14 protein-coding genes are annotated in these 14,565 nt (G+C 34.8%); 13 read left to right on the top strand and 1 reads right to left on the bottom strand.

The features are described 5' to 3' along the window. The first annotated feature begins 11 nt into the window (after nt 1–11). From hemY to EKG35_RS05330, 5 genes are all read left to right on the top strand, one after another. Complete coding sequence (gene hemY / locus EKG35_RS05350) at nt 12–1,433, top strand: protoporphyrinogen oxidase (RefSeq protein WP_126293425.1); 1,422 nt, start codon at nt 12–14, stop codon at nt 1,431–1,433. Between the two features lie 222 nt (nt 1,434–1,655). Further along, on the top strand, nt 1,656–2,609 hold the full coding sequence (locus EKG35_RS05345) for a YncE family protein (protein WP_126293424.1): 954 nt from the start codon (nt 1,656–1,658) through the stop codon (nt 2,607–2,609). A 6-nt stretch (nt 2,610–2,615) separates the two neighbouring features. Then, on the top strand, nt 2,616–3,308 hold the full coding sequence (locus tag EKG35_RS05340) for a response regulator transcription factor (protein ID WP_126293423.1): 693 nt from the start codon (nt 2,616–2,618) through the stop codon (nt 3,306–3,308). After that, a complete protein-coding gene (locus EKG35_RS05335) occupies nt 3,272–4,696 on the top strand; it encodes a sensor histidine kinase (RefSeq protein ID WP_246020201.1) in 1,425 nt (474 codons plus the stop codon). The genes EKG35_RS05340 and EKG35_RS05335 overlap by 37 nt, the downstream gene beginning before the upstream one ends. Next, complete coding sequence (locus EKG35_RS05330) at nt 4,697–5,230, top strand: FixH family protein (RefSeq protein ID WP_126293422.1); 534 nt, start codon at nt 4,697–4,699, stop codon at nt 5,228–5,230. Nucleotides 5,231–5,481: 251 nt separating this feature from the next. On the opposite strand, the gene yhfH is transcribed toward EKG35_RS05330, so the two are convergent. Next, nucleotides 5,482–5,607, bottom strand: coding sequence for a protein YhfH (gene yhfH, locus EKG35_RS05325; protein WP_126293421.1), 126 nt, complete (start codon nt 5,605–5,607; stop codon nt 5,482–5,484). Nucleotides 5,608–5,747: 140 nt separating this feature from the next. Between yhfH and lplA the strand changes: the two genes are divergently transcribed. The 8 genes from lplA to EKG35_RS05285 all read left to right on the top strand — a co-directional run bounded on the left by lplA (nt 5,748) and on the right by EKG35_RS05285 (nt 14,419). Beyond that, nucleotides 5,748–6,740: a lipoate--protein ligase gene (gene lplA, locus EKG35_RS05320; protein ID WP_126293420.1), complete on the top strand. Its 993-nt coding sequence runs from the start codon at nt 5,748–5,750 to the stop codon at nt 6,738–6,740. Nucleotides 6,741–6,938: 198 nt separating this feature from the next. Next, nucleotides 6,939–7,643 (top strand): response regulator transcription factor, encoded by a 705-nt coding sequence (locus EKG35_RS05315; protein WP_126293419.1) that lies wholly within the window; start codon nt 6,939–6,941, stop codon nt 7,641–7,643. After that, complete coding sequence (locus tag EKG35_RS05310; RefSeq protein ID WP_126293418.1) at nt 7,643–8,620, top strand: sensor histidine kinase; 978 nt, start codon at nt 7,643–7,645, stop codon at nt 8,618–8,620. Before EKG35_RS05315 ends, EKG35_RS05310 begins: the two co-directional genes overlap by 1 nt. A gap of 82 nt (nt 8,621–8,702) precedes the next feature. Then, on the top strand, nt 8,703–9,479 hold the full coding sequence (locus tag EKG35_RS05305) for an ABC transporter ATP-binding protein (RefSeq protein WP_126293417.1): 777 nt from the start codon (nt 8,703–8,705) through the stop codon (nt 9,477–9,479). Further along, nucleotides 9,451–11,382 carry an ABC transporter permease gene (locus EKG35_RS05300; RefSeq protein ID WP_126293416.1) on the top strand — a complete coding sequence of 644 codons (1,932 nt, stop codon included), beginning with the start codon at nt 9,451–9,453 and terminating at the stop codon, nt 11,380–11,382. Before EKG35_RS05305 ends, EKG35_RS05300 begins: the two co-directional genes overlap by 29 nt. A 196-nt stretch (nt 11,383–11,578) precedes the next feature. Continuing rightward, entirely contained in the window at nt 11,579–13,132 is a 1,554-nt protein-coding gene (locus EKG35_RS05295) for a fatty acid--CoA ligase family protein (RefSeq protein ID WP_126293415.1), read from the top strand. A 159-nt stretch (nt 13,133–13,291) separates the two neighbouring features. Continuing rightward, nucleotides 13,292–13,930: a DedA family protein gene (locus EKG35_RS05290; protein WP_126293498.1), complete on the top strand. Its 639-nt coding sequence runs from the start codon at nt 13,292–13,294 to the stop codon at nt 13,928–13,930. A gap of 21 nt (nt 13,931–13,951) precedes the next feature. Beyond that, nucleotides 13,952–14,419 (top strand): S-ribosylhomocysteine lyase, encoded by a 468-nt coding sequence (locus tag EKG35_RS05285; protein WP_126293414.1) that lies wholly within the window; start codon nt 13,952–13,954, stop codon nt 14,417–14,419. The last annotated feature ends 146 nt before the right edge of the window (nt 14,420–14,565 follow it).

Below are 14,565 nucleotides of genomic sequence, written 5' to 3'. Positions count from 1 at the left end.
CGTAGAGAGTGATGATGAGGGTGACTTTAGGTAGACGAAAAGTTGCTGTTATAGGTGGTGGTATTACCGGCTTAACGACAGCATTCTATTTACAAAGATATGCACAACAAAACAATTTACCAGTTGATGTCGTTTTAATCGAATCATCTTTACGTGTAGGTGGGAAAATTCAAACTTTAAGAAAAGATGGATTTATTATCGAACGTGGTCCTGAATCGTTTTTAGATTATATGAACAGTGTTCGCGATTTAGCAAAGGACTTAGGAATTGAAAAAGAGATGGTTTCGAATAATGACGGGCAAACTTATGTTGCGGTAGGTAGTCAATTGTATCCTATTCCGTCTAATTTAATGTTCGGTGGGGCGCTTGAAGTCTCCTCATTCATTACATCAGGATTATTTTCATTAAGTGGAAAAGTCCGTGCAGCAGGTGATTTATTATTGCCAAAAACTAGAGAAGAAGAGGATGAACCAATAGGTGACTTTTTTAGACGTCGTTTTGGCAAAGAGGTTGTTGAAAATCTAGTAGAACCATTACTTGCAGGAACATTTGCTGGTGATATTGATCATTTAAGCATTCAATCAATGTTTCCACAGTTTTATCAGCTGGAAAAACAATATCGAAGTTTAATTCTAGGATTAAAAAAATCAGGGCTGTCTCAGAGTAAAGATTATATTAAATCCTATCAAACGTTTAAGAATGGTCTCGAAACTTTAATTGAGTCATTGGAATCTCAATTGTTGCCTAACTCTGTTTTAAAAGGGATCAAAGTTGAATCGATTGATAAACTAAGCGATGGTTCAATTCAAGTTTATTTTAATAATATTGCTCCACTTAAATGTGATGCGGTAGTTATGACGACGCCTTTTAATGCAACAAAAAGGATTTTTAATAGTTATGGTTTACTAGAAGAAATGCCAGATATGAATTATGCAACAATTGCTACTGTAACGTTGGCTTTTAAGCAAGAAGAGATAAAAAGACATAAAGATGCAATGAACTTCTTTGTATCAAGAAATAGTGATTTAGCCATTACAACTTGTACATGGTGTAATCATAAATGGAATAATGTTGCTCCAGATGGCTATGACATGCTGCGAGTTTATATTGGACGCGTAGGAGATGAGACAATTGTAGAACTGTCAGATAGTGATATAGAAAAAACAGTTCTTCAAGATTTAAAGAAAGCAATTGGTATTTCTGAGGCTCCTTTATTTACTGTCGTTACTCGTTGGAATCAATCTATGCCGCAGTATACTGTTGGTCATGAAAAACGAATGGAAGAAATTCGTCAACAAATACAAACTGAGTTTCCTAAAGTAAAATTAGTAGGCAGCTCTTATGAAGGAATAAGTATTCCGAGTTGTGTTGCACAAGGAAAAAAAGCTGCTTCTGACGTACTAGAAGAAATGTTTGAGATGCAGTTAACATAAAGTTCTTTATTTAGTGGCCAGAGTAAAGATTCAATAAAAAGAGAAACGAAGGCGGAAATCTAAAGAATATAGTGGCACCGAAAGCGATGGTAGGCTGGTGTAATTGCGGGGAAAAATAATTGATTTAAAGTCGACAAGCTCAAAATACTTGAGATTGTCGATTTTTTTTCAATCAAAGTTCACATTTATACAGTAAGATGGCTATAGAGGTGATGGGCAAAAATGAACTATATAAAGACATTTATATTTCTTTTATTAATCACTGTAATTGCAGGTTGTAGAGATGAAAAATTTTCATCAATCAACCATCATCAATCATTCGTCGCCTCTGTAAGTATATTGGAGCCATCTGTTACCTTTTACAATCCATTAGGGGAAGAGATTGCAGTTTGGAACTTTAACAAAGCTTATACCGGTGCGGCATTAATACAGCAGGATCGAATATTATTATACGGCCATCAATTAGATGAAGCCGATATTTACGAGTTATCTTCTGGAAAGAAGCTCCAAACAATAAAAACCGGCATTGGAACGACAAATGTTTATTATGAAGAAAAAGAGAAAAAGATTTTTATTGCTAATAGTGAGCGAAATAGTGTCACTAGTTATGATGATAAAGGAAATAAATTAAATGAGTTAGAATTGCGTAATTACCCGATGTCAATGGCATCTTATAATGGCAAGCTCTATGTAGTGAATTATAAAGATACCCTTCTATCTGTAGTAAATATGGAGAATTTAAAGCTAGAAGCAGAATGGCCAATTGCAAAATCTTCAAACGGAGTTTTGATAATACCTGAAGAAAATACCATTTGGATAGGGGGCCATGGTGAGGGTAGTCGTCCAAATCAGTCAATAGATGTTCTAGACTTACAAACTGGGAACCTTGTAGATAAAATAAAAGTCTCTATGATGCCCATTGGTTTTTCCCGAAATGAAGATGTAGTATATATTGTCAATCATGGAGCAAATGAATTATATGCAATGGATTTAAAAGGCAATACATTATGGAAAACTGAAGTTGGTGCAAACCCATTTTCAGTTGCGATTATTGAAGATGAAGTTGTTGTAGCTGGCTACGATGATCATAAATTATATTTCTTAAAGAATGGACAAATCACGAAAGAAATTTATACAAACAAAGGCCCTTTTCAACTATTAGTAAGGGAGGTATAGAAGAAAATGACAACAGTATTAATAGTTGATGATGAACTAGATATGCGTAATTTAATTGAAGTGATGCTGTCGCAATCAAACTTTAAAACATTATCTGTGCCAAATGGAGAAGAAGCATATCAAATTATCGCCTATGAAGATATAGACATCGTATTGCTGGATGTCATGATGGATAGGGAAGATGGTTTTGCTGTATGTGAAAATATAAGAAAGCTTTCTCCTGTCCCAGTAATATTTTTAACGGCAAGAGATGCTAATGAAGATAAAGTGAGAGGGCTTACAATTGGTGGGGATGATTATATTGTAAAACCCTTTACAGCTAGTGAATTAGTTGCACGAATCAATGCTGTTTTAAGAAGAACTAAGCCTCAAAACGATTTTGTAAATCAGTCGAATATTGAATGTGGTGTTATAAAAATAGATGAAATTTCAAGGAAGGTTTTCATCCGTGAGAAATCTGTTCCGTTAACATTAAAAGAATTTGAACTGCTATATTTATTTATAAAAAACCCTGGTACTGTCTATTCGAGAGAACAATTACTTGAGAGAATTTGGGATATGGAATATTCAGGTGGGACAAGAACAGTTGATACTCATATAAAAACGTTAAGGCTAAAACTAGCGAAAGAATCGAAGGAAGCAAGCGAGTATATACAGACAGTTTGGGGTATTGGTTACCGCTTCGAGAAAAACGAATGAAAAAGATATTTGCTAAAATTTGGGGATTAATTGTACTGTTTATTGTGGTAACAATTGTTTTCATGTATGTCTTAACCGATTATTTATATGAGCAATTATATGTTGAAGACACAGAGGCCTCGATGATAGAAGTAGGTGACAAGCTTCAAACAAAGTATAAGGGCGGCAAAGTAACCGATGCATTAATTGCTGAAATAGAGGATTACAATACGTATTCAAATTTAGATGTATTTGCTGTTCGAAATCCCCGGGAATTAAGTGCGTGTGTTCCATTTGAAATTGATTATGATACACTCATTGGTCCTAATGAAAGACAGCATTTGCTTCAAGGTGAATCTGTTACAAAAATTGGCTATGAAGAGCGGTTCCAAAGACAAATTATTTCTGTTATTTTTCCTTTAGTAGACCAAAATCGTTTAGAAGGGATAATTTATATATATTATCCATTGGCTAAAATAACAGAGCTAGCGAATGAAGAAGTACTGCTATTAATCGGAAGTGCCATTATTTTTTCTTGTATATTAGCAGCCTTCGTATATCAAGGAATTAAGCATATTTTGAGGCCTTTAAAGGAATTGCAGAGTGCAGTTGAAAAAATGTCAAATGGTGAATATAGCACTAGGGTAAATGTTTCATCCAAAGATGAAATGGGCAAGCTTTCCGAAGCATTTAATGAGATGGCAGCAGCGATTGAACGGGAAGATGATCAGCAAAAAACGTTTCTTGCAACGGTATCACATGAATTACGTACTCCGATTAGTTATGTTAAAGGCTATGGTGAAGCGATACAGAAGAATTATATTGAAGGCAAGGAACGGGAGCAAGCGATGAATTTAATCGTTAGAGAAGCTGAACGGATGGAGCGGCTCACGAATGAGCTTCTTGAACTAGTAAGAGGATCAAATGAAAATACAGCTGTAGAATTTTATCCAATCGTTTTATCAGAGACCGTTAGAGAAGCTATTCGCCTTCTAAAAAATCAGGCAGACTCAAAGGACATTCATTTTGTAACATCATTTGATGAACAAATAATCGTTGAGGGCAATGAAGAAAAACTAAAGCAAATTTTTATTAATGTAATTGAAAACGCCATTCGCTATTCAAATAACGATTCAAAGATTTCCATTTTGACTAAGATGATGAAAGATAATGCGGTGATAGAAATTACCGATCAGGGCATTGGCATCCCAGATAAAGATTTGCCTCATATTACAGAAAGATTCTACCGAGTGAAAAAGGCAAGAAGCCGAGCAGACGGTGGAAGTGGTTTAGGTTTGTCTATTGTTGAACAGCTAGTAAAACAGCATAAAGGTAATTTAACAATTCAAAGTGAAGTTGGAAAAGGAACAAAAGTAACAATTAATATTCCAATGATGGAGGAGTTATAAATGAAACAGTTATTTTTAGCTTTTATAGCAGTACCAGCATTATTAGTTGGATGTTCTTCAAATGAAACTGAGGTCGATACAAATGATGAGCCGGTAGATGTAGAAGCGCTGGAAGTAAAGGTTAATATTTTAACACCGGAAAAAGCAGCGGTTAATGAACCGATAGAACTTGCAGCACATGTTACACAAAATAATGAAAATGTAGATGATGCAGATAGTGTTCAATTCGAAGTATGGGAATCAGGCTACCGCGATGATGGGCAAATGATTGATGGTAAACTAGAAGGCGAGGGTGTGTATAAAGCAGAAATAACTTTCGATCACGATGGAGTTTATTATATGTATGCACATACTAATGCTCGTGGACTTCATGTTATGCCTAAACAACAAATTATCGTTGGCAACCCAGATATGAGCAAAGTTAAAGAAGATGAAGGCAGTGAATCAATGATGAATCATGAGCTTGAAACAGATACTCATGAAGAAAGTGACATGAATCAGGAGCAAGATAGCAGCAGTAATCATCAGCATTAAATTATAGCAACTAGAAAACCCTCAAAGCTTGAGCGAGCTTTGAGGGTTTAATTTTTTTAGCGCAAGCCATACAGCCCATCGAGGACGCGGGCTCCTCTCGTCGATTAGGGCTTGAGCATAACCCTTTTGCGACGACAACGCAGCGAAGTAGTAGGACAATTACGCTTTTCTTTTTGTGTAAGCTATTTACTTATAGGTTCATCTCTTGAAATTAGGTCCCCTATACAGATTGTCAATAATATAGTGATTGTTTATAAAGAGTTACATTTATCACAAGTACTGCTGTAGCATTCACTTTGTTCTTCGATTTTTTCTCCACACTGAACACAAACTTTATCAGGCAAGTTTTTGAAAAATTCTACAACACTTTCTAACATGCGTAAGTCCCTCCTTTTGGACAATCTGTTATAATACTGTTTTGATATTTTTAATTGTATTATAACAGTTTGCATTCGTCAACACATAAATTACATTTTCGTGTAAAATAAATAAATGTAGCTTAGAAGGAGTGATGAACATGTATTTTATAGATAATAAGGGCATTACAGATCCACGAATCAACCTAGCAATAGAAGAGTATATATTAAGAAATATGGATATTGAAAAAGATGACTATTTACTGTTCTATATCAATCAGCCGTCCATTATCATTGGAAAAAATCAAAACACAATCGAAGAAATTAACACAGATTATGTAGAAGAGAACAATATTATTGTCGTTAGACGTTTATCAGGGGGTGGTGCTGTTTACCATGACTTAAATAATTTGAATTTTAGTTTCTTAACAAAAGATGACGGAAACAGCTTCCACAATTATAAAAAGTTTACGCAGCCAGTTGTTAATGCCTTAGCTAATTTAGGCGTTAACGCAGAGCTGTCAGGGAGAAATGATATTTTAGCAGAAGGACGCAAAGTATCAGGAAATGCGCAGTATGCTACAAAGGGGCGTATGTTTAGCCACGGAACATTAATGTTTAAAACTGATATTGATGCTGTCGCAAATGCGTTAAAAGTAAAAAAAGATAAAATTGAATCAAAAGGCATTAAATCAGTTCGCTCACGAGTAGGCAATATTTCAGATTTTATAAAAGAACCGATGACAGTAGAACAATTCCGAATGGAAATTTTAAAATCAATATTCGGCGGCGAAGAAAACATTCAATATTACGAGTTGACAGAAGAGGATTGGGAAAAAATCAATCAAATTTCAAAAGAACGTTATCAAACATGGGAATGGAATTATGGAAAATCACCACGTTTCAACATTCAAAAAACACATCGTTTCCCTTCAGGTAATATAGATATTCGTTTAGAAGTAAATAAGGGAATTATTGAAGAAGCAACAATTTTCGGAGATTTCTTTGGTGTTGGGGACGTAAAAGAGATTGAAAAATTACTAGTCGGCACTAAATACGACCGTGGAAATATTGCAGCAGCCCTTGAAGCAATCGATATCCCCCACTACTTCGGCGGCGTAACAAAAGAAGAATTTTTACAGTTGATTTACTAAGCTATATTAGTGCGTTTCTGAAGTTGTTGATTTCCATTAGAAAGCAAGTACCATTCATTATGTATCAAAGATTATATAACAGCTGGACAAGCACGAATGACAATTAGTTTACATTCTAAGGGACCATCTTTTATGAGATGGTTCTTTTTTGATAAAATGAAAGAATAACACCTTCCAAAAAATATCGGGGGAATGATTATGGAAAATCATCGAATATTTATCGTTGAGGATGATATAAAAATCGCCTCACTTTTAGCAGATACATTAAGAAAATATCAATACGAAGTAGAAATTGTGCAAAACTTTGAAGAAATCGTTGAGGAATGCCTTGCCTTTGCACCTCATATCGTGTTGCTTGATATAAATTTACCTTCTTATGATGGCTACTACTGGTGCCGCCAATTAAGGCAGCATACAAAATGTCCAATAATATTCATCTCTGCGCGTTCAGGTGAAATGGATCAAATATTTGCTCTAGAAAATGGTGGAGATGATTTTATTACAAAACCATTTAATTATGAAATTGTTCTAGCAAAAATTAAAAGTCATTTACGCAGAACATATGGTGAGTATTCGACTAGACATGAAGAACGAACGATTCAGCTTGGACAACTAACATTGTATTTAGAGAGAATGGAGCTTCATTTAAAAGATGTTGAGATTCCGTTGCAGAAAAAAGAATGCATCATTTTAGATTTACTAATGGGACAATCCCCAAAAGTTGTTTCTAGAGAAAAGCTGTTGGAGGAGCTTTGGGATGACCAAGCATTTGTAGATGAAAATACACTAAATGTAAATATGACACGTGTTCGAAAAAAGCTTGCGGATTATGGGGTGCTTTCAATCATTGAAACAGTGCGCGGTGCCGGATATCGGTTTGTTTTAAACTCGGAGGAAATGTAATGGGACTTAAATTGTTTATTAAGGAACATTTTTCATTTATCATTTTTGAATTAATAATTGTCATTTTTATCTTATCCTTATACTGGTTAGACGGATTTCGAAATGTTGATACTGCAATATACTCTATAACTATTAGCATAGTTTTAATGACGTCCTTTTTAGGGGTGCGTTATTATTTGCGTCAAAGCTATTTGAAAAAAATTACCCATCTTCCTACTACAATGGAAGATGCATTGCAGAAAAATGCTAAGACCATTGAATATATGCAAACAGAGCAATACTTGCATGAATTATACCGCGTATATCAACACGAAGTTCAAACATTATATGCTATCCAAAATAGACAAGAGAAATTTTTGAACCAATGGATCCACCAAATGAAAACACCTATTTCGGTACTGGAATTATTATTGCAAGAAGAGGGTAATCTTGATAAAAAAAGTGTTCAAGAAGAAGTGGATCGTTTGAAAAAAGGATTAGAAATGGTGTTAATGAACGCAAGATTAGAAAAATTTGAAGAAGATATGCAGGTTGAGCAAGTAAAGTTAAAGGAAATAGTCAGCGCAACAATAAACGAAAATAAACGTTTATTTATTACAAATCGTGTCTTTCCTGAAATGCAAATTGATGAAACGATTACAATTACTACCGATTCAAAATGGTTGAAATTTGTTATAGGGCAGTTTATTACCAATGCCGTTAAATACACATTTGAACAGAACAAGCGTATTATTGTTTCAGCAATTAAAAATGAATCAAATGTGCAGCTATTGATTAAAGATGAAGGAATAGGTATTCCAAAATCAGATTTAATTCGAGTGACAAAACCATTTTTCACAGGAGAAAATGGTCGTAAAACTGGAGAGTCTACTGGGATGGGTTTATATTTAGCAAACGAGATATGTGAAAAGCTGGGTCATAAGCTGGAAATTGATTCTGAAGTTGGAGTTGGAACGACGATTACACTAACGTTTTGACACGGTTAAAAAGGATAGTTCTATAAAAATTCAAGGGTACAATTTGACTAAAGTAAATTGATTAAAAAAAGAGGGAGCACTAATGTCAATATTACAAGTGAGAGATGTCACCAAGGTATATGAGGGAAAAGTGACGAATAGAGCCATTAATCAACTTACTTTCGATGTTGAAAAGGGCGAATTTTTAGCTATTATGGGACCTTCAGGAAGCGGGAAAACAACATTATTGAATTTAATTTCTACAATCGATAAACCAACATCAGGTGAAATTATATTCAATGATATAAAGCCTCTAAACTTAAATAATACCGAGCTTGCTTATTTTAGAAGACGTGAGCTGGGCTTTGTGTTTCAAGATTTTAATCTGTTACCGATGCTGACAGTCGAGGAAAATATCGTCCTCCCTTTAACGTTAGACCAAAAACCAGTTCAAGTAATGGAAGAAAGATTACAATCACTTGTGAACAGACTTGATTTAAAGTCATTTCTTTATAAGAGACCTAATGAAATCTCAGGTGGTCAAGCCCAAAGAGTAGCTATTGCAAGAGCTTTGATTCACGAGCCAACTATTATATTAGCAGACGAGCCTACAGGTAACTTAGATTCAAACAATTCTCGGGAAGTTCTCGAATTATTAAGCAAAATTAATAAAGAGAAACAGGCTACCATTTTGATGGTAACTCACGACCCGATTGCTGCAAGTTACTGTGACCGTGTTTTGTTTATAAAAGATGGAGAGTTCTTCAATGAAATTTATCGCGATGACAGACGCCAAACATTTTTCCAACGCATACTGAATGTACTTAGCTTATTAGGAGGAGGAAAAGTAGGTGACCTTTCATCAATTCGCTTACCGTAACGTCGTCCGAAACATCCGAATATACGCTGCTTTTTTCATGGCAAGCTTCTTTTCAGTATTTGTGTTCTTTATCTATTCAATGTTGGTATTTCACCCGAAAATTGAGAATGGTTTTCTAGGAACTGTACCAATTTTTTGGATGGTCATTGCTGAAATTATATTAGTATTATTTTCGTGGTTTTTCATCTTTTATTCGATGAAAGCATTTTTAGAAGCACGTACAAGAGAGTTTGCGATTTTGCTTCATCTTGGAATGGAGAGAAGACAGCTTAGTAAGCTTGTTTTTTTAGAAACCATTATAATCGGAACAATCTCAATTATGTTTGGGATTTTATTTGGCTATGCATTTTCGAAATTTTTCTTTATGATTGTTCGCGAAATATTAATGTTGGATGACCTGCCGTTGTATTTCTCATGGGAACCATTTGTTCTAACCATTGCGGTCTATTTAAGTGCATTTATTTTTATTTCTTTATTCAGCGTACATTTCGCACCTGAAAGAAAAATTATCGATTTAATGACGGGGTCGAAAAATGTTCATGTCAATGTATTGTATATGAAACGAAAAGCTATAATCGGGATTGTATTTATTATGGTCGGTTATATTTTAGCTTTGCTTACTACGAGAACGACTCTTTTTACATTTACGATGTTTATCCCGATTTTAATAACGATTGGTACATACTACTTTTTTTCTGATACTGCACAATTTATTGTCGATCGAGTTAAAAATAAGAAACAAGTTTACTGGAAAAAATCTAGAATGTTGCCGATAGCAGAACAAACTTTTATTTTAAAAAACAATGGGAAAATGTTTTTTGTTGTAACTTTAGTATCAACGCTGGCATTTTTATCTGTTGGGCTGCTTGCAGCTCTTTCTTCTTATACTTCACAATACGATACATTAAATCCATTAGGGTTAATTTATAAAGGGCATATTAATAACCCATATGAGGATGAACATATAGCTTCAATTGTTTCAGAATTAGAGGAAAAGGGATTATCCTATCATTTAACAAGCTTTACAGTACTAAAACAGACATCATCAACTACAGGTTATGGTGTGGAAGTATTTAAGGAATCTGATGTTAATAATTTATTGTTTTCTTATGGCTACCCAATGGTTCGTTTATCACAGGGGCAAGGAATGTTCATACCGTACTCTGAGGATGCAATAAATGACTTGTCAGAGAAAGTTGTTCACACTGTTTTACTAGAAAATAATGTATCCATAAAGATTGACCAAGTTTATCCAAAGTTAATTTTCCCTAGTTCTATCGTTGGCTTAAATTCTATTATCATTAGCGATGAGGACTTTAAAAAACTCATACATCCATACAATGGTTTTCCTGAATTTGAGCCAGGATATCATTTATTTACATTTGATATTCCACAATGGATTGAAACAAAGGAAATTGGGTTGCCAATTCAGCAAAAGGTTGCACAGGAATATTTAAAAGATGATTATTTACTGCCTTATTATTTTGAAAATGCAGGTCTGAATTATTCTTATTTATTATCAGCATATTCCTTATTTACTTTAGTAGGGTTATTAGTTGCTGCGGTATTCTTGCTCGCAGCTGGAAGCTTTATTTATTTTAAATTGCACACAAATCTCGATTCAGAGAAGAGAAAATTTGATGTATTGAAACGTATGGGAATTTCTGATGGTGAGCTAAAGAAGCTTGTAACAAAATATTTATTTCCCCAATTTTTCCTGCCTTGGGGAGTTGCGCTAATTCATAGTTTATTTGCTTTTATTGCTCTTCAAAATATATTAGAAAACATCGCCAACATCTCTATTGTAAAAGAACTTGTTCTTGCATTTGGTTTCTTAATTGCTATACAAGTAACCTATTTTTACTTAATAAGATGGCGTTATATTGCTCACGTACGAGACTGACAGAAATAAAGTTATTTGCAGAATAATATATCGTTTTCTAAGGAAAATGTGTAATGAATTACAAAATTTCATTGTTTTATTAATATACTTAATTTATAATATTTAGAAAATGAATGATTATTCATTTCTTCACTTCAATTTTACTGGATATAAATTCTAGGTTTTTTGAAGTGAAATGCAAAGGGGGATGGGTGTTTTGAATATAGTTGAACGAGTTCGACAAACAGCATTGGAACAGCCAGCAAGACGTGCATATCATTTTTTAGGTAGTGATACTACATACGGTGAGTTTGAGCAAAAGGTCAGCCAATTTGCTTATGCACTACAACGATTAGGGGTGGAAAAAGGAGATCATGTGGCGTTGTTATTAGGAAATACACCACATTTTTTAATTTCGTTGTATGCAACTATGCGTATTGGTGCGACCGCAATACCAATCAATCCTATGTATACGCAAGATGAAGTTACCTATATTATTCGAAATGGGGATGTAAAAGCTGTCATTGCACTTGATATGTTACTACCATTTGTGGAAATTGGAGTAAAAGCATTGCCGCAAGTAGAAACATATATTGTATGCGAAACAACAGCAGATACAGGGGAAAAATTTAATTCGTTATCAATTGCGGCAAAAGAAAAAACCTATCTTTTCTCGCAGCTTCTTGCTTCGGCAACTTCGAGTGCTGACCCAGTTGAGTTGGATGATGACGATGTAGCGGTTATTTTATACACATCAGGCACTACTGGATATCCTAAAGGTGCAATGCTTAGCCATCGCAATTTATATTCAAATGCCCGGGATGTAGGCCATTTTTTAGGTATGACACCTGATGACCGTGTGATTGCGACATTACCTGTTTTTCACGTGTTCGCATTAACAGTAGTTGTCAACGCACCACTGCTTCAAGGGGCAACAGTTTTGTTAGCACCACGATTTAGTCCTAGTGAAATTTATGAACTTGCAGGCAGTCAAAAGGCTACCGTATTTGCTGGAGTACCTACAATGTATAATTTCCTCTACCAATTTGAAGGAAACGTTGAAAACTTCTCAAATTTACGGTTAGCTGTATCGGGCGGTGCACCGCTGCCAGTTCAAGTGCTTAATGATTTTGAAGAAAAGTTTAAGGTTAGGGTTTCTGAAGGATATGGATTATCAGAGGCTTCTCCAGTGACTTGCTTTAATCCGCTTGATCGCGAGCGAAAGGCAGGTTCAATCGGCACATCCATCTCCAACGTTGAAAATAAAGTGGTCGATGAATATGGAAATGAAGTTCCTGTAGGACAAGTTGGGGAACTAATCGTCCGAGGACCAAATGTTATGAAGGGCTACTATAAAATGCCTGAGGAAACAGCAAATGCTATACGAGATGGATGGCTATATACAGGTGATTTAGCGAAAAAAGATGAAGAGGGCTACTTCTTTATCGTTGATCGTAAAAAAGACATGATTATCGTAGGGGGCTTTAATGTCTACCCAAGGGAAGTGGAAGAAGTTTTATTTTCCCATCCTAATGTAATCGAAGCAGCTGTTGTTGGATTCCCTGATCCAAACTTAGGTGAAGCGGTTCATGCTTATGTTGTATTAAAAGATAATAGTATATCCGAGGAGGAGCTTCGACAATATTGTGCGCAGCATGTTGTGAAGTATAAAGTACCAAAAGTTATAGAAATACTAGATGAGCTACCGAAAAATTCAACAGGGAAAATTTTGCGTAGATCCTTAAAAGAACTACAAAAAACTAAATCATAAAATATTAAAAGATGTTTCTTAAATGGAACATCTTTTTTCTGTTAAATTTTAATGGAATTGATTAATTTAGCAAGAAATGATGAATAAATTTCAAAGTGACATATGCAAGTATAGGCTGTAAAATGGTAAGAGAAAATTGAATTGAAAGTGAGTATACAAATGGCTGTTATACAAGGATTAATAGACTTCATTCTACATATTGACGAGCATTTAGTAGAGATTATTCAACAATTTGGAATATGGGCATATGGAATTGTTTTCTCAATTGTCTTTGTAGAAACGGGAGTCGTCATTATGCCATTCTTGCCAGGGGATTCATTGCTCTTTGCAAGCGGGGCACTGGCAGCTTTAGGGGCATTTAATTTGCCTACAATAATTATTGTTTTTATTGCTGCTGCTATACTAGGCGATACACTAAATTATCATATTGGTAAAAAGGTTGGAACATCTATTCCACCAAATTCGTTTATCGGACGTTTTATAAGTAAAGAAAGAATGGATGCTGCACAAAAGTTCTTTAATAAGCATGGCGGCAAAACAATAGTAATTGCACGCTTCATGCCTTTTATCAGAACCTTTATCCCGTTTGTTGCGGGTGCTAGTCGAATGAATTATAGATACTTCATTAGTTACAATGTGATCGGCGGAGTATTGTGGGTAGTTATTTGTACTTTTGCAGGATACTTCTTTGGCAATATCCCCGTTGTTAAGGAAAACTTCTCCACAGTAATTTTATTAATTATCTTTGTTTCTGTGTTGCCAGCAATTGTTGGTGCACTTCGTTCAAGAAAAAAATAATTGGAAAAGAGGTTATATAAAATGACAAAAATGAATGTTGAAAGTTTCAACTTAGATCATACAAAAGTTGCTGCACCTTATGTACGACTTGCAGGCATTAAAGAAGGAAAAAATGGCGATGTTGTTCGTAAATATGATGTTCGCTTTAAACAACCGAACAAAGAGCATATGGAAATGGCTGCACTTCACTCCATTGAACATTTAATGGCAGAAAATATTCGTAATCATACAGATCAAGTAGTAGATATGAGTCCAATGGGATGCCAAACTGGCTTTTATTTAACAATGATCAATCATGATGATTATGAAGATGTTTTATCCATTCTGGAAAAAACTCTTCAAGATGTACTGAATGCAAAAGAAGTACCTGCTTGCAATGAAGTTCAGTGTGGATGGGCTGCAAATCATAGCTTAGAAGGCGCTAAAGAGCTTGCAAAAGAAATGCTCGAAAAACGCAATGAATGGTCAACAATTTTTAAAGAAGACTAATCAAACATTTGACTGTCTCCAATTATGAACTGCTCCCCGTCAAGTAGACAGTATAAATAATAAAAAGATTTTAAGCGGCTTGAGCTCGGAATTCTAAAGGGCTTAAGCCGTTTAATTTTTTTGTGTAACGATAATGATTATAAAAA

It is taken from the genome of Lysinibacillus telephonicus (assembly GCF_003966145.1).
GTDB lineage: Bacteria > Bacillota > Bacilli > Bacillales_A > Planococcaceae > Ureibacillus > Ureibacillus telephonicus.
Note: the sequence above shows the minus strand (reverse complement) of the source record. Positions and strands in the feature narration are given on the sequence as shown.